This window comes from Pedobacter westerhofensis, from assembly GCF_900182595.1.
GTDB classification, from domain to species: domain Bacteria; phylum Bacteroidota; class Bacteroidia; order Sphingobacteriales; family Sphingobacteriaceae; genus Pedobacter; species Pedobacter westerhofensis.
The window spans coordinates 146,768-172,860 of sequence record NZ_FXTN01000008.1 but is presented as its reverse complement, the minus strand read 5'-3'; the positions used below and the strand labels follow the sequence as shown (position 1 = coordinate 172,860).

The following is a 26,093-nucleotide window of genomic DNA, read 5'->3' as shown; positions in this document are numbered from 1 at the left end:
ATAATCATGAAAACCACGATAAAATACATAGTCCTTCCCCTTTGTATCCTGCTCATTACTGCAGAAGGATGTAAAAAGGATTTCCTGGAGCAGTCGCCCGAGGCTACCATTGTAGGACAGAACTTCTTCAAAACTGAGACCGATATCAAACAGGCTGTAAACGGTGCTTACAGTTCACTAAACGGCCTCGGCAATACCAGCTACTGGCTTTTTGGCGAAATGCGCTCGGATAATACCTCGTATCAGTACAATGCAACCGACAGAGGACAGGAGCAGCGTGAGTTTGTAGACGAGTTTTTATCTTCCGCTACGGCACCGCCAATACAAACGTACTGGTCGCTCACTTACACTGCCATTTCCCGCTGTAACGATGTGCTCGACCATCTGGATGCCATCACCATGACAGCCACAGCCAAAGCACAATACAGTGGCGAAGCCAAATTTTTGCGCGCCTGGCATTACTTTAACCTCGTACAGCAGTTTGGTGGTGTTCCCTTAAGGATTACTGCGGTGCAGTCGCCCAGTGATTCCAAATCTGCCGGCCGCGCTGCTGTGGCCGACGTGTACACACAGATTGTGGCCGACTTAACTTCTGCCTCTACCTCGCTGCCTGCCAGCTATACCGGGGCCGATCTCGGCCGTGCCACCAAAGGCGCTGCCTTTGCACTGCTGGGCAAGGTTTACCTGACGCAAAAGAAATTCGCCGAAGCGCTTACCGCCCTGCGCCAGGTTACCGGCTACAGCCTGCTGCCCAGTTATGCCAGTGTGTTCGATCCTTCCAATAAAAACAATGCAGAATCTGTTTTCGAAATCCAGTACCTCGGTACCAAACCGGAGCTCGCCAGCAATTTTCTTTACCAGTTTGCACCCTGGACTTCGGGCAGTGCCGTTACCGGTGATCCGGGAACTAACCTTGGCAGCGGCAACGGCTGGAATATCCCAACTCAGGACATGCTCAATGCTTACGAAGCCGGAGATGCACGTAAAGATGTGTCCCTGGGTACCGGTTTCATAGGTTCCGATGGCAAATTCGTCAACGTACCTTATGTGAAAAAATATAATCATGGATTTGTAGACCGCAACAGGACTAACGATGATTTTCCTATCTTACGGTATTCAGATGTTTTGTTGATGATGGCAGAAGCCCTCAACGAACAGGGTTTTACCGCCGGTGGCGAAGCTTTTACCTTACTCAACAGGGTACGCACGCGTGCGGCGCTTCCTGATAAATCGGCTGGTAATGCAAATCCATTACTTGCTGTGAACGATCAGGCAGCCTTCCGCGCTGCGGTATTGCAGGAACGCAGGGTAGAACTTGCCTTTGAAAACCAGCGCTGGTATGACCTTGTACGTTCAGGTACCGCTGTAACGGTAATGACCGCCCACGGACAAAGAGAGATGCAGCAGTTTAGCAATATTCCTGCAGGATCTTATGTAGTTACGGCCAATAAATTGCTGCTGCCTTTACCACAACGTGATGTTACCTTAGATAATTTAACCCAAAATCCACAGTAATGAACAAGCCTTTTCTGATAAACATTCCTAAATTATACAGTGGCGGTATAGCGCTTGTACTGATGCTAACCTTTTCTGGCAGCCAGGCGCATGCCCAGCAGCTCAGTGTCAGCGATCTGGCCGTAGAATACATGCACCATCCCATGGGCCTGGATGCCCTGCATCCGCGAATGAGCTGGAAACTTAAAAGCGACGAGCGCGCAACGATGCAAACTTCTTACGAGATCAGGGTGGGTAAAGATGCTGCAGGTACCGCTGCCGGCAGAAACCTTGTATGGCAAAGCGGGGAGGTTAAAAGCGATGCCTCGGTACAGATCGCTTATGCTGGTCCGGCGCTGCAGGCCAAAACGCGTTATTACTGGCAGGTGCGTGTAAAGGATAACCATAAACACAGCTCTGCCTGGAGCCAGGTAGATTACTGGCAGATGGGTATGCTGTCAACATCCGATTGGTCGGCCAAATGGATCAGCACCTATGTGGGCGATACTGTTGTTGGCCCCAGCCCCTATTTCCGCAAATCCTTCAGCTTTTCCAAACCCATCAAATCGGCCACTGCCTATATCACGGCCCATGGTATGTACGAGGCCAGGTTGAATGGTAAAAAGATCGGCAGCGACTTCTTTACCCCCGGATGGACCAGCTACCATAAACGGCTCCTTTACCAGACTTACGACGTTACCGATCTCCTCAAATCCGGCAATAATACGATCGGTTTTGCGCTCGGCGACGGCTGGTACCGCAGTCAGATTCCCTTCAAAACCCAGCACGGTTATTATGGGAACCAGCTCAGCGGATTGCTGCAGCTGGAGATCGAATTTACCGACGGACAGCGCCAGGTTGTGCAGAGCGATGAATCCTGGAAATATCTTAAAGGACCTATCCTGTATTCTGATATATACAATGGAGAAACCTACGACGCCCGTTTAGAGGTTCCCGGATGGGCGGAAAATACTGCCAGCACCAGTAAATGGAAACCTGTGGCAGTGGTTTCGGCCGGCGCGGAGCGCCTCGAAGCCAGCATCAGTCCGCTGTCGCGCAAACACGAAACTTTTAAACCCAAACAGATCATCACTACGCCAGCCGGCGAAACTGTGATAGACTTTGGCCAGAACCTTGTAGGCTGGGTACAGTTTAAGGTACACGGGGCCAGGGGTACCGTTGTCAAAATTGAACATGGCGAAGTGCTCGACAAAGCGGGCAACTTTTACACTGCCAACCTGCGTAGTGCCAAACAACTGGTTACCTATACCCTCAAGGGCGCTGCAGTGGAAGAATACGAACCTCATTTCACTTACCAGGGTTTCCGTTATATCAAACTTGAAGGCTTTCCGGGAAAGCCTTCAGCGGCAGATTTTACAGCTGTGGCCATCTATTCAGATATGAAACCTACGGGAACGTTCAGCACTTCAAATCCCCTGTTAAACCAGTTGCAGCACAACATTCAATGGGGGCAGAAGGGGAACTTTGTAGATGTGCCTACAGATTGTCCGCAGCGTGATGAGCGCCTTGGCTGGACGGGTGATGCACAGGTTTTCTCACGTACCGCTTCCTATAATATGGAGGTAGCCGGATTTTTTACCAAATGGCTCAGAGATCTGGCCGCCGATCAGTTGCCGAACGGCAGCGTTCCTTTTGTAATTCCCAATGTACTGGGCGACCAGGCAGGGTCTACCGGATGGGGCGATGCGGCCACTGTTATTCCCTGGGATATGTATCTTGCCTATGGCGATAAGGACATCCTCAGCAATCAATACAGCAGCATGAAAGCCTGGGTAGACTTCATGACCGGCAAGAGCGTGAACAGCCTCTGGAATACCGGTTTTCACTTTGGCGACTGGCTTTTTTACCGTCCTGATGACGATAATGATGGCAGGGCGGCGATTACCGACAAATACCTGATTGCCCAATGTTTCTGGGCACATTCTACCCAGCTGCTCATCAACACCGCCCGCGTACTGGGTAAAGATGAAGATGTGCGCAAATACAGTGAACAGCTGGAAAACATCAAAAAAGCTTTTGTAAAAGAGTATATTACTCCGAGCGGGCGCATGGTATCAGGATCACAAACTGCCTATGTGCTGGCGCTCAACTTTGATATGCTGCCCGAAGAGCTTCGCGCGCAGGCTGCAGACCGCCTCGTAGAAAATATCAAAAGTTATGGCAACCACCTTACCACGGGATTCCTGGGCACTCCTTATCTGTGCCATGTGCTCAGCAGGTTTAACCATAACGATGTGGCGTATGACCTGTTATTGCAGGAGACCTATCCTTCATGGTTATATCCGGTAAAAACAGGTGCAACCACCATATGGGAACGCTGGGACGGGCAAAAACCGAATGGTACTTTCCAGACAACCGATATGAACTCTTTTAACCATTATGCTTATGGAGCTATTGGCGACTGGATGTACCGCACCATGGTGGGACTGGATACTGATGAATCCGGACCGGGGTATAAAAAGATTACTGTTACACCAAAACCAGGCGGCAACCTGAATTATGCCGCTGCCGAACTCCAGACACTATACGGTTTAACCAGTGCCAAATGGACCAGGTCTAGCCAGGTGCTGCAGCTTGATGTAGTGGTACCGCCCAATACTTCGGCAGTAGTCGTATTACCCGGGGGAGCAGAAGCTGCCATTACAGAATCCGGGAATCCTGTTAAAAAAGCTGCGGGTGTATTCAAAACCAGCACCGAGGGTAAGGATCTCAAAGTAAATGTAGGATCAGGGATTTATCACTTTGAATACAAACAATAGTACTATTGCCTGTTTAAAAGAGGCACATTGATCCGATAGTCTCAACAGGAATATCGGATCAATGTATATTCTGTCAGATCCCTGCTTTATTAGCAGGGTCCTGCAGGAAGGTATCAGCAAGCATCCGGTAAAGTTCCGGATGCTTGTCTTTAAACTGTTCTGGCTTCTCAAAAAAATACTCAGAAACTACAGCAAAGAATTCCGCTTCATTTGTAATCGCATAGGGATTGATGTCGGATTTGCCCTGCTCAATCCTGGCTATTTCCTGATGGATCATTTTTACCCAGGGAATGATATACTGATGTGGCATGAGATTTTCGGGAATACCGTCGGTAGCACCATCAGATTTATCCAGCAGATGAACGAACTCATGAATGGCCGTATTTTCCTTTCCTGCACTAGCAGAGAAACCCTGCTGCAAAGCAGAGCGTGACAGGATCATCTGGCCGTTCATATAGCCCGTGCCCACCATTCCAAGAATACTGCGTTCGGCGCCCTCAAACTGAAAATCCTTATTAAAGGTATCCGGATAGAGCAATACACTGCTGATGTTCTGATATGTCCAGCGCTCAAATCCAAAAACAGGAATGATTGCGCTGGAGGCAACAAGAAGCCGGTCCAGCGGCTCAATGCTTATTCCCACGCCTTCGATACGGACGCTGCCCAGAAATTCGGTTACCATGGCTTCAAACTTTAAGCGCCCGTCGGGAGCTAATTTCTGGTAATAGCTTACATGGTCCGAAAGCAGCTTTTTATCCGTTTCCGTTAAACCGCTGACCTCCGCGGATTGCCCTTTCTTTCTGAAGATAAAATAAAGGGCAATGATAAATGCAGCAATAAGTATAAGATATGGGCCCATTATTGCGCCTGCAGTATTTCAAGCTGTGCAAGTATCTGTTCCCGCGTTACAGGAAAAGCTTTGTCATTCACGAGCGACTGGTATACCTCTTCAAACAGAGAAAGATAAGTAGCACTGTCAGACGGCACAAGTTCCTGTGTCCGCTCTCCGTTTGTGTCAATCAGAGTCAGCTTACCTTCCTTGCCCCTGGCTTCTACGCCAAAACCAGCATCGTTGGGTTTGATCCCTTTCAAAAGTTGCTCTTCCTGGATATCCGCACGTTCCTTGATAAAACTACCTTTTTCTCCATGCAGCACAAATGAAGGCTGTACATCAACTACGAGCATGCTCGCATGAACAAAAACATTAACGCTGTTGGGGTAACTCAAATGAATAGAAAAATAGTCGTCAACCTTGGTACCAGCCCTATTTTTTCCCAAGATCTTGTGAAAAGAGTCTGGTTTGCCAAAGAGGCTGATCACCTGGTCGAGCAAATGCGGGCCAAGGTCATACTGAAGTCCGGTAGCGGGAAACAGCTCTTCTTTAAAGCTTTTAACACCAATCCCGGCTTTATAGCGGTCGTATCTGAAATTTACTTCAGACAGTTTTCCCAGTTTGCCACTGTCAACAATCTTTTTGACAGCATTAAAATCACTGTCCCATCTGCGGCTCTGAAAAACGAATACCTTTTTACCCAGTTTTTCTGCCAGTTCAAAGATTTCTGTAGCTTCTTCACTAGTAGCAGCAAATGGTTTTTCAACAAGAATATGTTTGCCTGCCTCCAATGCCTTTTTAGCGTTTTCATAATGCAGATAATTTGGCGTATTGATCACGATCAGGTCAATATTCTCATCAGCGATCAGCTCATCGGTACTATCATAACTGATAATACCCGGAAAGTCTTTCTCAGCATTCTTTTCGTGGCGCTCGGTAACTGCATGTAATTTGAATCCCTGATGTGCATCAATAAAAGGGCCCTGAAATAATTTGCCGGACATTCCGTAGGCCAATAGCCCTGTTGATATTACTGTACTCATTCGTTTCTGTTTTTATGGGTTAAAAGTAACAAATCTCAAAACTTATGTATTAATTATAATGTCATAAACCTTCCTTTTGTTTCTATCTTTGTATATGAAGCCAGCAGAAATAAATGCAAAATGGAAGGTTCTGCAGCAAAAGATTGCGCAGGAATTCGACTCAGATATACCAGATCTGAAAGTGATGTTATTTTTAATAGGTGTTCAGGAATTAGGCAAGGGGCCGGGTAAATACAGTAAGCGCCAGAAGGAAGAATTGATGCACATCGCTACCTGTCGTTTGCTGAGTGAGATGGGATTTTACGAACTGGAAGGACTTGACCAGGACGGGTGGCCGCACTGGAAACTCCTCAAACCGGTTCCATCCTTTGCGATGATGGAGCAGGAGCTGCTGCTGAAGTCGCTCACGATCTCTTATTTCGAAGACATCTACGAATAGAACTGTTATCAGTTCACAAAAAAACCGGAATACAAAGTACTCCGGTTTTTTGCTGTTTAATGTCAGGCAGAGCCTGTAACAATATTTAAATCGTCTCAGGGTAGCGCAGACTATAATTTTAGTTTGCTTGTGCAGCAGCTTCTTTTTTCAACTGATCATTTGCTGTAATTACTACCTCAACCCTACGGTTAGCAGCTCTTCCGGCTTCTGTAGTGTTGTCTGCGATAGGTTCAGAGAATCCTTTACCCAGCGTAGTTAAACGTGAAGCAGGTACTCCCTGTGCAACAGCGTAAGCCTTAACGGCAGCAGCTCTTTTTTCTGATAAGTTCAGGTTGTAAGTCTCAGTACCTTTGTTATCCGTATGTCCAATTACCCTGATCTCCGTGTTAGGATATTCATTGATCGAGTTAGCCAGTGACTTTACATTGTCCTTAGCCTGTGCTTTCAGATTGGCACTGTCAAAATCAAAAAGAATACCACTGTCAAATTTGACGATAATACCTTCGCCTTCACGTACAACTTCTGCATTCGGGATTGTATTCTGAATTTCTGCAGCCTGTTTATCCATACGTTTACCAATGAATCCACCAGCTGTACCACCTACCGCTCCACCTATAATTGCTCCAACAGCAGTGTTACCCGCTTTTTTACCAATAATTGCACCTAAAACACCACCTGCAGCAGCACCAATTCCGGCTCCTTTTTGAGTTTTTGTTAAACTATCGCAGCCTTGAAATCCCATTGCAGCAATTGATAAGGCTATACTGAATGTAGCTATTTTAAATTTTGAAGTAATCATATTCATAATTGTTTGTTAATCTCCGGACTAAAACAAAGGTAATGCCAAGTTGAGATTTTGTTCATTTATTGTATAAACACAAGTATATTACATTTCGGCTCATGCGGTTCTGTCATGCTTCCTTTTGCTGCTGACTACAATTGTGTACACTATTGAGAAAAGTAGGCTTCCAGTTCTTCCAGCGTATTCTCATTGGTGTAAATATCCTTGATTACCCTGCCCTTTTCGAACAGGATGATCCTGTCACAAACATCGGTTACATGATTGAGGTCATGGCTGGAGATCAATGTGGTCAGCGTGCCTGACTTCAGTGATTTAATATTGGCTTTCAGCCTGATCTGTGTAGTTGGGTCAAGATTTGCAAAAGGCTCGTCCAGTACCAGCAATTCCGGCTGCTGCATAAGTGCTGCAGTTATACCGATCTTGTTTTGGTTGCCCTTTGAAAAGTCCCTGATATACTTTCCCCTGTCAAGGATCTCAGCATTAAAAAATTCTTCATATCTATGCAGGTAATCCATTACCTCGCGGCTTTTCATCTGATGCAGGCTGCCGATAAAAATAAAATATTCTTCGGGGGTGAGGTAATCAATTAAAAAGCCTTCATCGAGGTAAGAGGCAGTATACTGCTTCCACTGATCATTATCAGCTACATTCTTTCCCTTCGACAAAATCTCTCCGGAATCAGGGCGTATGAGATCAAGCAACATCCTAAAGAGCGTAGTTTTTCCTGCACCATTGTTACCGATAACCCCTACAGTTTCTCCTGCGCCGATTGTCAGCTGCTCAATGTCAGTAACCGTACGGCCGGCATATGTTTTTTTTAGTTTGTTTATTTCTATAATCATGATCTTTCTCTAAAGCCTGCGGCAATCTGATGTTTTCTCTTCTGAAATTCGTTCGCCAGAAAACTGATCCAGAATTTCCGCGTAATTAAACCTGCTATGCCCAGAAAAGTGATGCCCAGCAGCCCCCAGTATGGTCCAATCAGGGAGAGGGGGAAGTAAATCAGATAAGGTGATAAAAGGATTGGAAGTGCAAGCAGCATCGTTGAAGCACTGACGCCTTCCCAGTTGAACTGCGCTCCCTTGCTGATGTCAATGTATTTGTAATTTCTTGTGGCAAAATAGAGCACAACGATGCTGCTTACCCCAATATTATACAGGTATGCTGCAAGATGTAAAATCAGGATCTTCCAGCTGAGATAGGCATAAAATGTAGTGAGTACCGTTAGCAACGATGCTGAGATTGTCAGCAGGATCAGCTTTGCCCTGAAAAAATCTTTGATGTTCACGCTGTTTGCCAATATTCCATCAAATTCGGCCGCCTGCCAGCCAAACATAAACTGTCCATAAATCAGAATTGTATTGCCTGTCATGAACACCGCTGGAAAAAGCATCTTCCCAAATTGACTGGAGGCAATCAGATCCCCTTTATAAAAGATGAAACCATAAAACAAGAGGAGCAAAGCCTTGGTCACCGTAGCCTTAGGGCGTCTGTTTCTTAAAATGAGTTTGATCTCCAGTGCTGCCAGCGTACCTGCCGCACCGAACCTGTCCAGAAAGGGGTAGTCTGTACTGGATTTCTTTTCCTCAGCCGATCTGAGGTTCTCCAGATAAAGATTGTTTTTGAGATACCTGTCGTTGATCAGAAAGATCGAGATGGCAAGTGCCGGGAAAACGCAGCCTGCGGCCGGATGAGTGGCAATAAAACTGAAAAGCTCATCAGAAAATGCCGCTATAGAAAATATATGCAGGTATTCGAGTCCGCCAACAATTGCCAAAGCCAGAATGGCAGGGATAACGATTTTAATGTTTTCTGCCGAAACCCTTTTGAAATATAGTGCAGCATAATTGTTAAATATGACCAGAGAGAATATACTGCTCAGGTATATTACGCACGCAAAAATTCCATATTCAAGCCCGATATTCCGGATGCAAAAGGGAAAGAAAATGATGAGGGGAAAAATGTTGATCACCGACAGCAGAGACCTGATCTGCAGGAAGTTCAGCAGCTTCCTTTTGGAGATATTCAGATGCAGGTAGGGCGTAATCGCCAGGGTGGGTAATTCCTGTATCTGCAGGCGTACGATAAAATCAATGGCAAAATAATAAAGGATTATGCCATTGAATACGGTAAAGACATCGCGCCCGGGCAGGAACTTATCAATCAGGTCTTCCATTACAAAACCTACCAGAAAGCATACCCCAATAAGATAAATTGCGAAAAAACCCAGGATCACCTGTGCCGCAATAGTTCCGCCTTTATTTCTTGATCTCCAGAAACCAATCCACTGGTGGTGTAAAAATGTTGAGAACATATTTAGTAATTGTATTTGTCTTTCCAGTTCTGCCTGAGTTTTTCTCTCAGCTTATCTTCTGCCGGATTTTTTCCGGGGTCATATAATTTTGTGCCGCTGATCAGTTCAGGTAAATATTCCTGGGCAGCAAAATTTCCTTCATAACCATGTGAGTATTTATAGTCTTTACCATAACCTATATTTTTCATCAGCTTGGTAGGCGCGTTCCTGATATGCAGCGGAACAGGGAGGTTGCCTGTCTGTTTCACCAGCTGCTGTGCATGGTTGATGGCTTCGTAAGAGGCATTGCTCTTCACTGAAGAAGCCAGGTAAGTAACGGCCTGGGCAAGAATAATCCTGGCCTCAGGGTAACCGATTACATTTACCGCCTGAAAACAATTGTTGGCCAGTAGCAGCGCGTTGGGGTTGGCATTGCCGATATCTTCGGAGGCAAGGATCAGCAGGCGGCGGGCGATAAATAAAGGGTCTTCACCGCCCTCAATCATCCTGGCCAGCCAGTACACTGCCGCATTGGGATCACTTCCCCTGATAGATTTAATAAAGGCTGAGATGATATCATAGTGCTGTTCGCCAGCTTTATCATACAAGGCAAGATTTTGCTGGGCATGCTCCAGTACATTTTCGTTGGTCAATACAATGGTCTTGCCGCCAATTCCGTTTACTGCAATTTCCAGTACGTTCAGGAGCTTCCTGGCATCACCACCAGACAGGCGGATCAGTGCTTCGTGGTCTTTTATTGTGATTTTCTTCTCCTTCAACAATACATCTTCACGAATTGCGGTATGCAGTAAACCGGAGAGCTCATCCTCATCCAAAGATTTGAGGATATACACCTGACAGCGGGAAAGTAGTGCGGAGATGACTTCGAAAGAAGGATTCTCTGTAGTTGCCCCAATGAGGGTCACCAATCCTCGTTCTACTGCACCCAGCAGACTGTCCTGCTGTGATTTGCTAAAGCGGTGTATCTCATCAATAAACAAAATAGGCAAACCCAACAGGCTGTCTTTTAGCAGTGCTGCTTTATCAATCACCTCGCGGATATCTTTTACACCGGAGTTAATGGCGCTTAAATTAAAGAAAGGGCGGTCGAGCGTCTGTGAAATAATAAAAGCCAAAGTAGTTTTGCCAACGCCCGGAGGACCCCAGAAGATCATCGATGGCAGCTGACCGCTTTGTATGGCCTTACGCAAAACGGCGTCTGGCCCTACCAGGTGTTTTTGGCCAACATACTCATCCAGATTGTGCGGACGCATACGTTCTGCTAATGGAGGTAGGTTTTGCATAACAGTAAAGATAAAAAAAACAGGAGCAAATTTGTTGCTCCTGTTCAATGTTATTCAGACTTGGGCGCGCTGCCGGCAGTCTTGGGTTTCTTCTTCCAGAATTTGCGCTGAGGCTTTCTCTGTTCCGGTTTGCGGTCGCCCGATGCCGGGGCTTCACCTTCTGCAGGTGCCTCTCCCAGATGCTCCGGTAATGGCATCCTGTCGATTGTCTTCCCGATTAGTTTTTCTATGTTGGCAAACTTGCGTTTGTCTTTGTCGTTTACTAAAGTTATTGCTGTTCCGGTAGTAGCAGCCCTGGCGGTACGCCCAATCCTGTGGATATAATCTTCAGGGTCATGCGGCACATCAAAGTTGATTACCAGCGAAATACCTTCTACGTCGATACCCCTTGATAATACATCAGTTCCGATCAGTACAGGCACACGTTTGTTCTTAAACTCTGATAAGATCGCTTCCCGTTCTTTCTGATCCAGGTCTGAGTGAAAAGCTTCAGCTTTAAAGCCCAGTCCGCGGAAAACCTTGCCAAGATTTTTTACCTTTTCTTTTGTAGAGGCAAAGATCAGGATACTCGGGTATTCCACATTTTTCATCAGCTCTGTCAGCAGTTTCACCTTCTGTGCATCATGCACAAGGTAGGCCTGCTGGTTAATACCTGCTGCCGGTTTAGAAATGGCAATGCTGATTTGTTCAGGCTCATGCAGCAGGCTGCTGGCCAGCTTTCTGATTTTCGGAGGCATCGTTGCCGAGAAAAGTACCGTCTGGCGTTTCTCCGGAAGGAAACTTACAATGCGCATGATGTCATCATAGAAACCCATGTCCAGCATTCTGTCAGCTTCATCCAGTACAAGGTGCTGCAGCTGGTCCAGCTTCAGTAAACCTGAGGAAAGATGTGAGATCAGCCTGCCTGGTGTGGCAATAATGATATCTACACCCTCACGCATACTGCGTTTTTGCTGTTCGTAAGCAATCCCGTCACCACCCCCATACACAGTTAAAGAACTGATATTAGTAAAATAGGACAATGCTTCTACCTGAAGGTCTATCTGCTGCGCTAGTTCACGTGTAGGCGCAAGAATGAGTGTGTTATTATGGCGGTTCTCTGTCTGGCTGATCATATTCATGACCGGCAGCAGATAGGCTCCTGTTTTACCAGTACCTGTTTGAGCACACGCTATTAAGTCTTTTTTCGCAAGGATGAGTGGAATCGCTTCCTGTTGTATCGGAGTTGCATTTCTGAAACCCATCGCTAATAAACCCTCTAAAAGATCGGGGTTAAAATTAAAATCTTTAAAATCCAATATACCTGTATGTTATTCGTAATTGTTCTCTATAAAAGTAGCTTTTTTTTATGAGTAATTGTTTTTTTTATCAAGCTTGTCAGGCTTTTATCAGCTACAACATTAATCAGGAGGCTACATTACCATTTCACTGCTTTATCATTATTTAAGCTGATCGGCATAGCCAAACACCTTTTGCAATAATGTAGAGGAGCGTGCGCCAATATTATTCCTTATCGTTAGTTCTTCCTGCGCCACCTGTATAAACATGCCCTCGATAGCTTTTTGCGTAGTATAGTCAGACAGATCAGTATTTACCTTCGTTACCATAGGCAGTTTGTTATACTGGCCTGTAGCGGTGCCCCAATATTTTGTTGCCCCTACCTTTTCAAGGCTGCCGGCGATTACCGGTTTAAATTTCTCCATCAGCTGTGCTGTTGTGGCCTTTTTAAAATATTCTGTAGCAGAGTTTTGGTTTCCAAGAAGGATATTGGTTGCATCAGTAACCGTCATTTGCTTGATGGCAGAAACAAAGATCGGCTTTGCTTCTTTCGCTGCATCTTCAGCCGCGCGGTTTAAACTCGTGATAACGTTGTCGGCCAGTGATCCCAAACCAAGGCTGCGCAGTGTTTTTTCAACTTTTTGTGCCTCAGGAGGGAAAAGAATCTTCACGGCGATGTTGCCCAGGTAACCATCTTTTGCTGACAGCAGGTCGGCTCCCCTGGAAATCCCAACTTCCAGCGCTTCTTTAATCCCTGTTCCAATTTCCAGTGTAGTAGGTTTGGCTGCGGTAGTTGTAGTAGTGGTGGTAGTGGTTGTTGTTTTTCCGCCTGCCTTTTGTGTAGTGGTAACTTTTTTAAGCAGTGTGCCTAATTTAGACTGGCCGTTAACGTTGTAACTCAGCAAAATGATGGCAGAAAAAGCAATCGCCAGAGATTTAATTTGATTCATTATTGATATATAATATATTCAATATTAAGCAAATCTCTGGCCATTTGCACTAACTTTCATAATTTCTATAAATCAGTCGGAAAATATTTTTATACTTGACAAGAATTTTCCTTCATATATACTTTGAAATTTATAAAGAATACAGCCGGAACTACTAACCAGGATGATGCAGCGCTCATAGCCCAGTATAAAAGTACGGGAAGCCTGGAGCTGCTTGGTGTGCTGTATAACCGGTACATGCACCTCGTTTATGGTGTGTGCCTGTCTTATTTTAAAGACGAGGAGGCCAGTAAAGACGCAGTAATGCAGATCTTTGAAGAACTGGTGCTCAAACTGCGGCTCCATGAGGTACAAAACTTCAAAAGCTGGCTGCACGTGCTTACACGGAACCATTGTTTGATGGCGCTGCGAAAAATGTCTAAACATGATACTGTATCTATCGATGATGTTTTTGTGGAAAATGCCGATTTTGTGCATCTTGATATCGAAGACACCAAAGAGACACAGCTCAGCATTATGGAGAAGTGCATGGATACCCTGCCGGTAGAACAAAAGATTAGTGTAGACCTGTTTTATCTGCAGGAAAAATGTTATAAGGAAGTTGCCGAGATTACCGGTTATGAAATGCTCAAAGTAAAGAGCTATATTCAAAACGGCAAAAGGAATTTAAAAATTTGTATAGAAAAAAATAGCAGTGAATAACGATTGGTTAGATATAGAATTACTGGAAGATTACCTGGATGGTAAGCTAGACAGCAAAGCTATGCACCGGATTGAGAAGCAGGCCCTTGAAGATCCCTTTGTTGCGCAGGCACTGGCCGGGCTCAGCGAATCACCAAAGCGCGCTTCGCAAAATGTTTCCCTGCTGCAAAAACAATTGTATGAGCGTATCGGCCAGCAGCAGGTAGCTAAAAAAGAAAGTGTATATACCTGGCAGCGTCTCAGCATTGCTGCTGCTGCCGCGGTGATGTTTATCTCAGTGAGCATTATTTTCTTTATGCGCGAGCAGGAACGCCGTACCGAAATTGCAAAGCTCAAAAATCAACCAAAAAACATAGAAGTAAATATTGCGCCCTCAGCATCATTACCTGATTCTGCGGTAACTGAGGATTATGCAGCTAACCCAAAACCTGTTGGTGTTGGCCAGATCAGTCCCAGAAGGAAAATGGAGAACCAGCCGGTACAAGTGGACGCTGCATTGTCGGCAGATGTACAGGGCGTAAAACAGGACACTGCTAAGGCAGGAACACAGGTGGCTGCCAGTAAAGTAAATGCAAGGATAGCTTCAGTATTGCCGGCTGCAACTGCTCCGGTTGGAGGATGGGCCAGTCTTGATACGTATATTACCGACCATAATGCCTTCACTAAGAACGGCAGTACCGGTAAATTTGTGGAACTCAGTTTTGGGATAGATGCCGAAGGTAATCCCTCAGAAATCAGAATAGAGAAAGGTGTTGCAAAAGAATTTGATGACGAAGCTGTTCGCCTGATCAAAGATGGCCCTAGATGGGAACAGCCAAAATCTGCAGGTGCCCGGATCAGTTATACAATCGCTTTTTAAGCGTTTGCAATTTCCTGGCTGAAAGCAGTTAGGTCAATAAATGGATAATGCTGTAAATAACAGCTGCGAGGGTTGCAGATACCGGTATAGTTAATACCCAGGCCCACAATAGGTTTACTGTTACGCCCCATCTTACTGCAGAAACACGTTTTAGCAGACCAACACCTACAATGGAACCCGTGATCGTATGCGTAGTAGATACAGGGATACCAAAGTGTTCGGTTAAACCTAAGGTTACTGCACCGGCAGTCTCTGCCGCTACACCTTCAAAGGCATTCACCTTGGTGATCTTGGAACCCATGGTTTTAACAATCTTCCACCCGCCGCTCATGGTGCCCAGTGAAATCGCCGCATAGCAGGAAATAGGAATCCATTCTGGCATGGCGTCACCAGTTTTGAGTACATTAGATGCAACCATGGCAACGTATATAATACCCATTACCTTTTGCGCATCGTTTCCTCCGTGCGTAAAGCTTAATGCTGCTGATGAAACCAGCTGTAATTTCTTAAACCACCACTCAGCCACTGACGGTCTGGCATTTTTGGCAAGATGCAGCAGGATAATGGAGATGATTACTGAAATAAACATACCGATTACCGGTGCCAGCACAATAAAGGCAACTACTTTCAGAATTGGCGCAAAGTTGATCGCTGCCATGGCACTGGCGCCCATTGAGGCAGCTTTCGCCATTCCTGCACCGGCAAAACCGCCCAGCAGCGTATGTGAGGAGCTGGAAGGAATACCATACCACCAGGTAAACAGGTTCCATAATATTGCTGCCACAAGTCCCGCAAGAATCACTTCTAAGGTGATATATTGTTCAAGGACTGTTTTGGCGATTGTATTGGCTACCTTATGATCAGTAAAATAGAAGTATGCAGCAAAATTGAACAGTGCCGCCCAGAGTACCGCCTGAAAAGGTGTGAGGACTTTAGTAGACACAACCGTTGCGATGGAGTTGGCCGCATCGTGAAAACCATTGATATAGTCAAAACCAATAGCCAGTATTATTACAACAACCAATAAGGTAGTTACCATTTTTATGATTTTTTAAGCGTTCTTAACCAGGATAGATTCCAACACATTTGCGGCATCTTCACATTTATCTGTTGCCATTTCAAGTGTTTGCAGAACTTCTTTTTGTTTAATCAGTTCAATAGCATTGGTTTCAAATTCAAATAATCTTGCAATAGCCAGATTACAAACATAGTCTGCCTGATTTTCACCGCTGTTGATACGTACACATGCATCAGCGATAACGCGAATATTTTTAAAACTTCTCAGTTCCCTGATCGCCTTGTCTAAATCCGTACACATTTCTACCAGTAGTTCTGCAAGTTTAATCATCGCATCACCAATATTCTTGATGTTATACAATTCGATATTGGTAGCGGACGCATGAATATAATCTGCAATATCATCCACGGCACTTGCCAGGGCATGGATATCTTCCCTGTCGAATGGTGTGATGAAATTTTTGCTGAGTTCAAGGAAGATAGAGTGGGTAATATCATCTCCAACGTGTTCTAAACGCTCAATTTCTTTGATATATTCTTTTCTCTTTTCCAAGTCTTTCGTGCTCAGCGCAAGAAAAAGTGCCTCAGAGATTTTTAAAACATTATTTCCGGCTTGTTCAAAAAGAGGTTGGAACTTTTTGTCTTTTGGTGTAAAGAACTTAAAGATGTTATTCATGTTAACAATAAAATATGGTACAAAAGTAGTAAGACAATGTTAAGTTAATGTTAAGTGTTAACATATGTCTTATATTTCTCAGTTATTTAACCTGTCTTCTCCAGGGTAAAAGCAAAAGTTGTTCCTATCTGAAGGGTACTTCTTACAGAAATGATTTGCTCATGGGCCTCCAGAATATGTTTTACAATAGCTAGTCCCAGTCCTGTTCCCCCTACCTCGCGTGAACGGTGCGAATCTATCCTGTAGAAACGCTCAAATAATCTTGCCAAATGTTTCTCATCTATCCCGATCCCGTCATCCGTTACTTCTATCAGGTACTGATCGTGTAACTCGAAGATCTTAATCGCTGTTGATCCATGTTCTTTACCGTACTTAACTGAATTGGAAATCAGGTTAATCATCACCTGCCTGATTTTTTCACGGTCTGCCCTTACAAAGGCCGGGTGCATATATTTTTCCTTGAAGGACAGCGAGATCTCTCTCTTTTTGGCTTTATCCTCCAGGCCTTCCATCACCTCTTTTGCCAGCAGGACAAAATCAAATTTTTGATAGTCGATGGGTATTTCTCCCGATTCAAGTTTAGAAATAGAATCCAGGTCATTGATGAGGTAACTCAGTCGCTCCACATTCTTTTCTGCCTTTTGCAGAAATTTTACCGCCATTTCCGGATCGTCAAGCAGGCAATCCTGCAGAGTTTCTATGTAGCCCTGTATTGCAAATAGGGGAGTTTTAAATTCATGCGAAACATTAGAGAGGAACTCCCTTCTGAATTGTTCCTGCTTTTTAAGTACATCGATTTCATTTTTTTTGGCACCAGCCCACTCTTTTACTTCCTGCTCAACATCATTGATTGGATCTGAGCTTACATACTCTCCCAGTGCATCCTTCAGGTCTTTTCCCAATTTCAGGTTGTGGATCAGCTTATAGATGAGTTTAATTTTAGAATAGATATATTTTTCAAGCAGGTAATAAAACAGGATAAAACTGGTGGCAAAAGAGATCCCGAAAGATACCAGCAGGTAATACCAGCTTTGCTGAAAATGGAAATTTACCAACGCAATAGAGAGCGCAACTCCGAGCGCCGTGATGAGAACCAAAACACTTAACTTCATGTAGGCAATTTACGAGTTAATTTTACAATTTAATGTTAATTGTATTCGCTTATTGCTGTTTTTCAGTCAGGTATTTCCAATACCGCTTCGGGACATGCTGAACGTGCAGTTTAGTGTTTTTTCTGGCCACAATATTGGCACTTTTAAAATAGTCTTTCCAGAGAACAGTGTATAACTCTTCTTTGTCGGATAGCGATCCTGAAGAAGGCCTCAGCATATTCGGCTCATTAAAATCCATTTTGATTTCTTCAACTTTTTCAAGATTATAATACAGCCCATATTTTCGGTTGATATCATAAATGATCCATTGCTGATCGGCATAGCGGTTTTTGAAATGCGACATGATTAAGGGCAGCACATTAAAATCAGGATCTATCCCGCAGTAAAAAATGCCATCGGCAGTATGCTGAAAGCGGATAAAGGCTTCCATCCTGTGTTTTTCGCGCTCAACTTTTATGGCAGTCTTGCTCACTGCAAGTACATGAGGGTTACCATAGTTGTTTTCCGCACCTGGTTCCGCAGAAAAGATATAGCAGGTAAATTCAAATAAAGCCGTATATGCTTCAGGGCTTTCTGATAAGTACGTACAATAGAACCTGCGCATCCAGCCTTTGGGCAGCCGTGACTGCAGTCCCTTCCAAACTCTGTCAGCCTTTCCCGCTTCAGGCAGAATATCCAGATGAGCAGTAAAGGCATCCGGCTGAAAGTCGTTTTTAGTAACCAATTGTATCTGCCCCGGTTTGCGCTCAAACCATTCAAATACTGCACAAAGCAGGCCTTCCAGGCTTCCGTCGAATACATAGATCTGCATGCTAGAACAGGATCAGCTGACTGGTATCGTGCTTAATATATTTACTCTGGCTTTCTGCAAGGATGAAAGATTTAATCTGAGTGCTCTGATAATCTTTTAGCTGATATGGGCTGTCTGCGCATTTAATAAAATGTTTGGCCCGGTTGTAAGCTACACCTATTTTCTGCAACTGGTCAATACGGAGCCTGCCAAATTTCCTCGCCTGCACAATTTTCTTTGCAGAACCTACGCCTATGCCGGGAACCCGTAAAATCACTTTATAAGCAGCTACATTTATATCCACCGGGAAATGCTGCAGGTTGCGCAGCGCCCAGCTCAGCTTGGGGTCGATATCAATATCGAGGTGCGGGTTTGCATCATTCAGGAGTTCATTTACATGAAAGCCATAAAAACGCATCAGCCAGTCTGTCTGGTAGAGCCTGTTCTCGCGGATCAGCGGAGGCTGGGTACCCAGGATTGGCATTCTGCTATCATTACTGATGGGGATGTAACCCGAGTAATAAACACGTTTGAGAGAAAAGTTGCGGTAGAAAGCATCTGCAGTATGCATAATGTCCTTATCTGTTTCAGGCGTTGCGCCAATCACCATTTGTGTGCTTTGCCCTGCTGGCACAAATTTAGGGACGCTCCTGATCAGTTTGCGCTCTTCTTTAAACTGAACAATCTGATTCTGTACAAAGCCTAAGGGCTTGATCACATCCTGATGGCTCTTATCCGGTGCCAGTAATTTCAATCCGCTTTCTGTAGGCATTTCCAGGTTGATGCTCATCCTGTCTGCATACATCCCTGCTTCCCTGATCAGTTCATCACTTGCTCCCGGAATAGTTTTGAGGTGTATATATCCATTAAAACGCTCTTCAAGCCTCAGCTTTTTTACCACCCTTAGCAGGCGTTCCATTGTAAAATCCGCATTTTTGAAAATGCCGGAACTCAGGAACAAGCCTTCAATATAATTCCTGCGGTAAAAGTTCATCGTCAGCTCTACCACTTCTTCAACGGTGAAAGCAGCACGCTCGATATCATTGCTCTTACGCGAAACGCAATAGGCACAGTCAAATATGCAATGGTTGGTGAGGAGAATTTTCAGCAGCGAAACGCAACGCCCGTCTTCAGTATAAGTATGACATATGCCTGAGGCATGACTGTCCCCAAGTCCTTTGTTATCATTTTTTCTTGTCCCTCCACTGGATGAACAGGAAACATCATACTTTGCTGCGTCGGCCAGGATATTGAGTTTTTCTCTAATGCGTTCAGACATAATACTATATTTGCTAACAAATATAGTATTTAATTACTATTATTATTAGTTATAAGTATTCCCGCACAGAGTATCTACTTTCCTTCCCATTCAGCATAAAACTGGTCCAGATAGCGCAGCATAAAATCATGGCGCTCCTGTGCAAGAGTTTTTCCTGCACTGGTTTTCATCAGGTCCTTCAGAAGAAGCAGCTTTTCGTAAAAATGATTGATTGTTGGCGCGCTGGAGTTTTTATAGGCTTCTTTACTTTGGTTGGCTACGCTTGGAATAGAGGGATCGTACATGGTCCTGTTTTTATATCCTCCATAAGTAAAGGCCCTTGCAATACCGATCGCTCCAATGGCATCCAGCCGGTCGGCATCCTGAACAACGTCAAGTTCTTTTGAATGAAAAGTAACTCCGGATAAACTGGATTTATAACTCAGGTTCCGGATGATCTGCTGTACATGGACAATAACTTCCGCTGAGATATTGAGGCCAGAAAGAAATTTTCCGGCCATCTGGGGGCCAATTTCTTCATCTCCGTTATTGAACTTGCTGTCTGCAATGTCATGTAATAACGCAGCAAGTGCAACGGTGAATAAATCTCCATTTTCCTGCGCATTGATATTCAGAGCAGTTTTGTAGACTCTTTCAATATGAAACCAGTCATGGCCAGCCTCAGCTTCGGCAAGCGTCTCCTTTACAAAACGTATCGTTTGTTCTATTATACTATCAAAATCCATTTGCATGGAGCAAAGATAACCTAACTAGACTTATATTTCAACGTATCGCCAGCGGCTGGGTCCAGTTTAACCGTTACTCTGTGGTCTACACAGATCAGCTGCATCACTTCAATGTCGAGGATGATAGCAATCTGAAATAACCTGTCTAAAGTAATTTTACTGTATCCCAGTTCAATTTTGCTGTATGCATTCTGTGAAATAGACAGTTTAGCCGCAAGGTAATCCTGAGTATAGTTTCTATACTCTCTGATTTTTCTGATGTTGCCTGCTACAACTTTAGGTTTTAATTCAATTGGGTCTTTCATAAATCTAATTTTTTAAAATTGGATTTTGTAATTAACGAAATATTTAAAGTGCCGGATTTCTGTTAATCTGATTTTATCAATAAAGAGGTGCTGATTATCAACTGATATGGGTTTTCTGCTACGTATTATCAACCCTTTTAGTTGACGTAACACCCACAACCACAGGGGGTAATGTATTCCTGCAGGTTGTGTCATATGAAGTGAAAAAAAAATCCTGTTAAAACATCTTCTCGTTCTATTATTTGAGAAGGCACCAGACATTTGGTACAGTCCAGGAACAGCCGAAGACCTGAAAAATAGTAGGCAACAACCAAATTTTAAGAATACGTATGAATCTTCAAGAATTGACTCAAAATGAAATGACAGAAATTAATGGTGGTGGATTATTAGACGGTACTAATCTCATCCAGGGTAACCTGATCGGCCCGGTAACTATCGGCAATATCTTATCGCTGAGCGTGAACTCGCAATCAGGTGTAACAGCATTACTGGCTACCGGCCCGCTTACCAATCTTACTAGCGGCCTTAATTTAGGCGGTCTTTTAAGTGGTCTTAACCTAAGTCTATAAAAACAAAGTTTAAACCAAACATCAGGTAAACAAAGGGAGGAAACGTCAGATTTCTCCCTTTTGCTTTTTTATTCACCCTTTGCTGATTTATGAACCAGGACCAATATATTTTCCCGCAGGAGATTATCGAGAACACTGCCGAGTTTCATTTTCATACGCATCGATCCGGAACAACTGTGATCTATCAGGCGATGCTGCTGGTATTGCTGGCGGCGTTTCTTGGACTGTTTTTTATAAAGGTAGATGTCAATGTAAAAAGTATGGGCCTGTTCCGGCCTGTGTCAGAACGCAATGAGGTCAAATCACTGGTATCAGGCAGGATAGATTCTGTATTTGTTACCGAGAATGCACATGTCCGGTCGGGGCAGGTGCTCCTGACTATTAAACGTGAATCTCTAGACGGAAAAAACGATATGACCTCCCTTCAGCAGGGTGATGTAAGGGCGCAGCTCAATGACCTTGTAGCGCTGATTGCTGCCAGTAAAGGAAACAGGTGGTCTCAGCGGCTTTCGCTCCGATCGGGATTATACGGACAGCAATACAGTTATTTTATGCAGCGGATCGCCGAAGCCCGTTCCAGGTATCAGGTAGCACAACGGAATTTCGACAGGTATCTCTACCTCTATCAGCGCAGGGCGATATCCTCACAGGAATATGAAGAGGCAAAACTGAAAGTGGATAATATCAGCAATGAGCTTTCCCTGATTGGTGAAGATCAGGGCAGTAAATGGCAGGCAGAATATAATGGCCTTCAAATCCAAAACCGCGAGCTCAATTCCCAGAACAGACAGTATTCAGAAGAAAAGGAGTTTTACACACTGAGAGCAGCGGTAACAGGATCAGTACAGCAGCTGAAAGGAATTCAGCCCGGAAGCCTGGTGACGGCCAATGAGCTGCTGGGCGAAATATCTCCTGATTCAGGAATCATCGCCGAAACATATGTGCTGCCCAGGGATATTGGACTGTTAAAAAAGGGGACACCGGCTAAATTTCAGGTTGATGCCTATAATTATAACCAGTGGGGCATGATTAAAGGAAAAGTCATCTCCATTTCCAATGATATTTTTATGGATAACGGTAAACAGCCTTACTTTAAAGTGAAATGCACGCTGGACCAGCACCAGTTAACACTCAAAAATGGCTATGTGGGAAAGATCAGAAAAGGAATGACCATGCAGGCCCGGTTTTTTGTTACCCGCAGAACGCTTTTCCAGCTGCTGTACGACAAGGCCGACGACTGGCTTAACCCAAATGTGACCGCCAATCAAATGTGATCATACTCCAAACCATAAATTAACGCATGAGCTCAAAAGGATCTTTCATCAGCAGGTACCTCTCCCTGAAAAAGAAAAACAAAAGGACAAATATAAAGCAGCATGATGTGACGGATTGCGGCGCTGCCTGCATTGCCTCGGTAGCTGCATTTTATGATCTGGATTTGCCTATCGCAAGGATCAGGCAGATGGCATCAACAGATACAAAAGGCACGAATATCCTGGGGCTGATTGAAGCCTCCGCCAGGATCGGCTTTACAGCTAAAGGGGTGAGGGGAACTTATGAAAACCTTCCCAATATTCCGCTGCCAGTAATTGCACATGTGAACCAGAATAATATGGCGCATTACGTGGTGATTTATAAAGTTACGGCATCATGGCTGGAGGTTATGGACCCGGCCTATGGAGAAAGGCAGAAGGTAACTTCCGATGAATTCAGAAAGAACTGGACAGGCGTGCTGTTGCTCCTGCTGCCTGGTGACGACTTTTCTGCCGGCTCGGAAAAAATCAGTATCGAACGGCGTTTTTTTTATTTGCTGAAACCACACCGTTCTGTATTGTTACAGGTACTTGCCGGCTCTGTTTTTTACACCATTCTGGGATTATCGTCTTCGATTTTCTTACAGAAGATCGTGGATAATGTACTGCCAGACGGGAACATGAACCTGCTCAACCTGATGGGGACGGTGATGATCGGGATTATCCTGCTGCAGATCTTTATCAACCATGCAAAAACACTGCTTACGATTAAGACAGGGCAGCAGATTGATGCCCGGCTGATCCTGGGATACTATAAACACCTTTTAAAACTTCCCCAGCAGTTTTTTGACACGATGAGGGTAGGGGAAATCATTTCCAGAATGAACGATGCCGTAAAAATCAGGGCATTTATCAATGATGTGCTGATCGGTTTTGCCGTTAATGTTTTTATCATCTTCTTCTCCTTTGCACTGATGTTTACGTATTGCTGGAAACTGGCGCTGATCATGCTGATCGTTGTTCCGCTTTATGCGCTTATTTACTATTTTTCCAACAGGCTAAACAAGCATACCCAGCGCAAGCTGATGGAAAAAACCGCGGAGCTTGAAAACCAACTGGTAGAATCCGTCACTGCGGTAAGCACTATAAAGCGGTTCGGACTGGAGGAGTTTACCAATCTGAAGACCGAAATCAGGTTTATCAATCTGCTGCGGACTATCTATACTTCAGGTATGAACTCCTTATGGATCAGCAATGCCGGGGGATTTATTTCCAGTTTGTTTTCCGTTATCCTGTTGTGGACCGGTGCAACCTTTGTGGTGGCCAATATGATTACGGCTGGTGAATTATTATCTTTCTACGCGATCATTGGATATTTTACCGGCCCGGTAGTGAGCCTGATCGGGATGAACAAAGTTCTGCAGGATGCCAGGATTGCGGCCGACCGTCTCTTTGAGATTATGGACCTGGAAAGGGAATCCACGGAAAATAAAACAGAACTGACCCATGATATGCTTGGCGATATCATCTTTAAGAATGTTGGCTTTCGCTATGGTACCAGGGTAACAGTTTTTGAAGATTTCAGCTTACAGATCCCGAAGGGCAAAATCACGGCTATTGTTGGGGAAAGCGGATCAGGGAAAACTACCCTGCTGTCACTGCTGCAGAATATCTATTCCCTTCAGTCGGGCAGTATCCAGATTGGCGATTACGATATCAAATACATCAGCAACAGCAGCCTGCGCAGCGTTGTAGGTGTGGTGCCCCAGGATGTACACCTGTTTGCAGGCAATGTGATCGATAATATCGCGATCGGCGATCTTGAACCAGATATGAAGAAGATCATCCGCATTTGCGGTGAGATCAATATCCTCGAATTTATTGAGAAACTGCCCAATGGGTTTGAGACCTGGTTGGGTGAAAATGCAGGTAACCTGTCGGGAGGCCAGCGGCAGCGCCTGGCCATAGCACGGGCCTTATATCGCGAGCCGGAAATCCTGATCCTGGATGAAGCTACTTCCTCACTTGATTCTGCCGCAGAGGAATATATCTATAAAACGATTGCTTATCTCCGTGAGAAGGGAAAGACGATCATCCTGATTGCGCACCGCTTAAGTACGGTGGTTAATGCCGATCAGATCTGTGTACTGCATCATGGAAAGCTGATCGAGGAAGGCAGGCATGCAGAATTGCTCAGGCGTAAATCTGCCTATGCGGCGATGTGGCAGAAGCAATTTCCCCTGCCGGAGCAAGCCGGGGTTTAATCTTCCGGCTGTTGTTCTTCCGGCTGTTGTTCTTCTGGATGTTGTTCTTCTGACTGGGCCTGCTCTTCTGCTTTGTAGGGTTTTGGCTGTGGCCTTTCGTCATCTGCGCGTTTTGAGCCATCATACAATTCATATTCCATCATGCGGCAATCTAATTTACCGTTGTAGAATTCTACTTTTCTGGATGCTTTTAAACCGATCTTTTTTGCAAGATCAGGGTTGCCGGTAAAGATATAACCGCTATATCCCTTACAATCCTTTTTCATGAAATCGCCAATACGCTTGTAGGTCAGCTCCAACTGTGAGTGCACGCCCAAACGCTCGCCATATTCAGGGTTAAATACAACTACTCCTTTTCCGCCTTCAGGTACAGGGGTGTCTGCAAAATCACAAACCTCAAAGGTAATCAGGGTATCTACTCCAGCTGTTTTGGCATTTTTACGGCTGATATCTACGGCATCTTCAGATAAATCCGAAGCTACAATCTGCAGGTCAACATTTTTAATTACCTGGTCTTTCAGAATGCGGCGTTCAGTAAAAAACACTTCTTCCTCGTAACCTATAATATGCATAAAGCCGTAGTTCATTCTGAACAGTCCCGGACGGCGGTTTGTTGCCAGCAGCGCAGCTTCAATAGCCAGCGTTCCTGATCCGCACATCGGGTTGATAAAAGGAGACTTCTGGTCCCATTTGGTGCTCATCACCACGCTTGCCGCCAGTGCTTCGAGCATAGGGGCTTTGCCTGGTATTTTACGGTATCCGTGTTTTGCAAGTGTTTCTCCTGAGGTATCCAGGAAAATATCTGCTTCATCATCTTTCCAGTAAAGATGCACAACGGTTTTATTGGCGTCTGATCCAGAATTGGGGCGGATACCTTTCTTATCCTTGATCCGGTCTACGATGGCATCCTTAACTTTCAGATTAGTGAAAAGCGGGGTAGTAATCGTTGGATTGTCAACATTGGAAGTAACGGAGAAATAACCTGCAAAATCGATCAGGTCTTCCCAGGCAATATCTACTACCTCACGGTACAGCTCCTCAGGATTGTTTACTTTAAAACTGCCGATGCAATATAAGATTTGGCTGGCACATCTCAGATTGAGATTTAGTTTAATACATTCTGTTAGCGTGATATTGAGCTCAACCCCTGTCTGGAAATCTCTTACGATTTCATAGCCAAGCGCTTGAACTTCTTCCACCAGGTATGGTGAGAGCCTTTTGTTACAGGTGATGATCACCTTACTTTTGTTGTGGAAAACTTGCATAATTTATTGTGCGAAGTTATCAATAAAAATATAGAGATTTGGACTAGTAAGTAGAATAAAAG

Annotated in this window: 24 protein-coding genes; 8 read left to right on the top strand and 16 right to left on the bottom strand. The window is 44.7% G+C overall.

Annotated features, from left to right (window positions below):
- Window positions 1-6 precede the first annotated feature (6 nt).
- Window positions 7-1,515, top strand: coding sequence for a RagB/SusD family nutrient uptake outer membrane protein (locus FN831_RS16560; RefSeq protein WP_142529302.1), 1,509 nt, complete (start codon window positions 7-9; stop codon window positions 1,513-1,515).
- Window positions 1,515-4,274: an alpha-L-rhamnosidase gene (locus FN831_RS16555; RefSeq protein ID WP_246101585.1), complete on the top strand. Its 2,760-nt coding sequence runs from the start codon at window positions 1,515-1,517 to the stop codon at window positions 4,272-4,274. The genes FN831_RS16560 and FN831_RS16555 overlap by 1 nt, the downstream gene beginning before the upstream one ends.
- A gap of 73 nt (window positions 4,275-4,347) precedes the next feature.
- On the opposite strand, the gene FN831_RS16550 is transcribed toward FN831_RS16555, so the two are convergent.
- Entirely contained in the window at window positions 4,348-5,133 is a 786-nt protein-coding gene (locus FN831_RS16550) for a M90 family metallopeptidase (RefSeq protein WP_142529301.1), read from the bottom strand.
- Window positions 5,133-6,149 (bottom strand): Gfo/Idh/MocA family oxidoreductase, encoded by a 1,017-nt coding sequence (locus tag FN831_RS16545; RefSeq protein WP_142529300.1) that lies wholly within the window; start codon window positions 6,147-6,149, stop codon window positions 5,133-5,135. Before FN831_RS16545 ends, FN831_RS16550 begins: the two co-directional genes overlap by 1 nt.
- A gap of 94 nt (window positions 6,150-6,243) precedes the next feature.
- On the opposite strand from FN831_RS16545, the gene FN831_RS16540 reads away from it, so the two are divergent.
- Window positions 6,244-6,588, top strand: coding sequence for a hypothetical protein (locus FN831_RS16540; RefSeq protein ID WP_142529299.1), 345 nt, complete (start codon window positions 6,244-6,246; stop codon window positions 6,586-6,588).
- A gap of 118 nt (window positions 6,589-6,706) precedes the next feature.
- Here FN831_RS16540 and FN831_RS16535 read toward each other — a convergent pair whose 3' ends face one another.
- The 6 genes from FN831_RS16535 to FN831_RS16510 form a co-directional block, all read right to left on the bottom strand.
- The gene (locus tag FN831_RS16535) at window positions 6,707-7,387 is read right to left on the bottom strand and encodes an OmpA family protein (RefSeq protein WP_185960512.1); all 681 of its coding nucleotides are present in this window, start codon (window positions 7,385-7,387) and stop codon (window positions 6,707-6,709) included.
- Between the two features lie 149 nt (window positions 7,388-7,536).
- A complete protein-coding gene (locus tag FN831_RS16530) occupies window positions 7,537-8,232 on the bottom strand; it encodes an ABC transporter ATP-binding protein (RefSeq protein WP_142529297.1) in 696 nt (231 codons plus the stop codon).
- Window positions 8,229-9,704 (bottom strand): DUF5687 family protein, encoded by a 1,476-nt coding sequence (locus FN831_RS16525; RefSeq protein WP_142529296.1) that lies wholly within the window; start codon window positions 9,702-9,704, stop codon window positions 8,229-8,231. The genes FN831_RS16530 and FN831_RS16525 overlap by 4 nt, the downstream gene beginning before the upstream one ends.
- A 2-nt stretch (window positions 9,705-9,706) precedes the next feature.
- Window positions 9,707-10,987, bottom strand: coding sequence for a replication-associated recombination protein A (locus FN831_RS16520; protein ID WP_142529295.1), 1,281 nt, complete (start codon window positions 10,985-10,987; stop codon window positions 9,707-9,709).
- 50 nt (window positions 10,988-11,037) lie between these two features.
- Window positions 11,038-12,285, bottom strand: coding sequence for a DEAD/DEAH box helicase (locus FN831_RS16515; RefSeq protein WP_185960511.1), 1,248 nt, complete (start codon window positions 12,283-12,285; stop codon window positions 11,038-11,040).
- 141 nt (window positions 12,286-12,426) lie between these two features.
- Complete coding sequence (locus FN831_RS16510) at window positions 12,427-13,215, bottom strand: DUF4197 domain-containing protein (RefSeq protein WP_142529294.1); 789 nt, start codon at window positions 13,213-13,215, stop codon at window positions 12,427-12,429.
- Window positions 13,216-13,338: 123 nt separating this feature from the next.
- On the opposite strand from FN831_RS16510, the gene FN831_RS16505 reads away from it, so the two are divergent.
- Both FN831_RS16505 and FN831_RS16500 read left to right on the top strand, forming a co-directional pair.
- On the top strand, window positions 13,339-13,917 hold the full coding sequence (locus tag FN831_RS16505) for an RNA polymerase sigma factor (RefSeq protein ID WP_142529293.1): 579 nt from the start codon (window positions 13,339-13,341) through the stop codon (window positions 13,915-13,917).
- Window positions 13,910-14,776: an energy transducer TonB family protein gene (locus FN831_RS16500; RefSeq protein WP_142529292.1), complete on the top strand. Its 867-nt coding sequence runs from the start codon at window positions 13,910-13,912 to the stop codon at window positions 14,774-14,776. Before FN831_RS16505 ends, FN831_RS16500 begins: the two co-directional genes overlap by 8 nt.
- Before the next feature lie 28 nt (window positions 14,777-14,804).
- Here the strand turns inward: FN831_RS16500 and FN831_RS16495 are convergent, their stop codons facing one another.
- The 7 genes from FN831_RS16495 to FN831_RS16465 all read right to left on the bottom strand — a co-directional run bounded on the left by FN831_RS16495 (window position 14,805) and on the right by FN831_RS16465 (window position 20,680).
- A complete protein-coding gene (locus tag FN831_RS16495; protein WP_142529291.1) occupies window positions 14,805-15,815 on the bottom strand; it encodes an inorganic phosphate transporter in 1,011 nt (336 codons plus the stop codon).
- Between the two features lie 12 nt (window positions 15,816-15,827).
- Entirely contained in the window at window positions 15,828-16,469 is a 642-nt protein-coding gene (locus FN831_RS16490; RefSeq protein ID WP_142529290.1) for a DUF47 domain-containing protein, read from the bottom strand.
- An 86-nt stretch (window positions 16,470-16,555) separates the two neighbouring features.
- Entirely contained in the window at window positions 16,556-17,581 is a 1,026-nt protein-coding gene (locus FN831_RS16485; RefSeq protein ID WP_142529289.1) for a sensor histidine kinase, read from the bottom strand.
- 49 nt (window positions 17,582-17,630) lie between these two features.
- Window positions 17,631-18,392 (bottom strand): TIGR03915 family putative DNA repair protein, encoded by a 762-nt coding sequence (locus FN831_RS16480; protein ID WP_142529288.1) that lies wholly within the window; start codon window positions 18,390-18,392, stop codon window positions 17,631-17,633.
- Window position 18,393: 1 nt separating this feature from the next.
- A complete protein-coding gene (locus FN831_RS16475; RefSeq protein ID WP_142529287.1) occupies window positions 18,394-19,650 on the bottom strand; it encodes a putative DNA modification/repair radical SAM protein in 1,257 nt (418 codons plus the stop codon).
- 74 nt (window positions 19,651-19,724) lie between these two features.
- Entirely contained in the window at window positions 19,725-20,375 is a 651-nt protein-coding gene (locus FN831_RS16470) for an HD domain-containing protein (protein WP_142529424.1), read from the bottom strand.
- Window positions 20,376-20,395: 20 nt separating this feature from the next.
- Window positions 20,396-20,680, bottom strand: a complete 285-nt coding sequence (locus tag FN831_RS16465; RefSeq protein ID WP_142529286.1) for a helix-turn-helix domain-containing protein — start codon at window positions 20,678-20,680, stop codon at window positions 20,396-20,398.
- A gap of 359 nt (window positions 20,681-21,039) precedes the next feature.
- Between FN831_RS16465 and FN831_RS16460 the strand changes: the two genes are divergently transcribed.
- The 3 genes from FN831_RS16460 (at window position 21,040) to FN831_RS16450 (ending at window position 24,766) form a co-directional block, all read left to right on the top strand.
- A complete protein-coding gene (locus tag FN831_RS16460) occupies window positions 21,040-21,249 on the top strand; it encodes a hypothetical protein (protein WP_246101583.1) in 210 nt (69 codons plus the stop codon).
- A gap of 89 nt (window positions 21,250-21,338) precedes the next feature.
- Window positions 21,339-22,523: an HlyD family secretion protein gene (locus FN831_RS16455; protein WP_142529284.1), complete on the top strand. Its 1,185-nt coding sequence runs from the start codon at window positions 21,339-21,341 to the stop codon at window positions 22,521-22,523.
- Between the two features lie 26 nt (window positions 22,524-22,549).
- The gene (locus tag FN831_RS16450; RefSeq protein ID WP_142529283.1) at window positions 22,550-24,766 is read left to right on the top strand and encodes a peptidase domain-containing ABC transporter; all 2,217 of its coding nucleotides are present in this window, start codon (window positions 22,550-22,552) and stop codon (window positions 24,764-24,766) included.
- Here the strand turns inward: FN831_RS16450 and FN831_RS16445 are convergent.
- A complete protein-coding gene (locus FN831_RS16445; RefSeq protein WP_142529282.1) occupies window positions 24,763-26,031 on the bottom strand; it encodes a THUMP domain-containing class I SAM-dependent RNA methyltransferase in 1,269 nt (422 codons plus the stop codon). The genes FN831_RS16450 and FN831_RS16445 overlap by 4 nt on opposite strands.
- Window positions 26,032-26,093 lie beyond the last annotated feature (62 nt).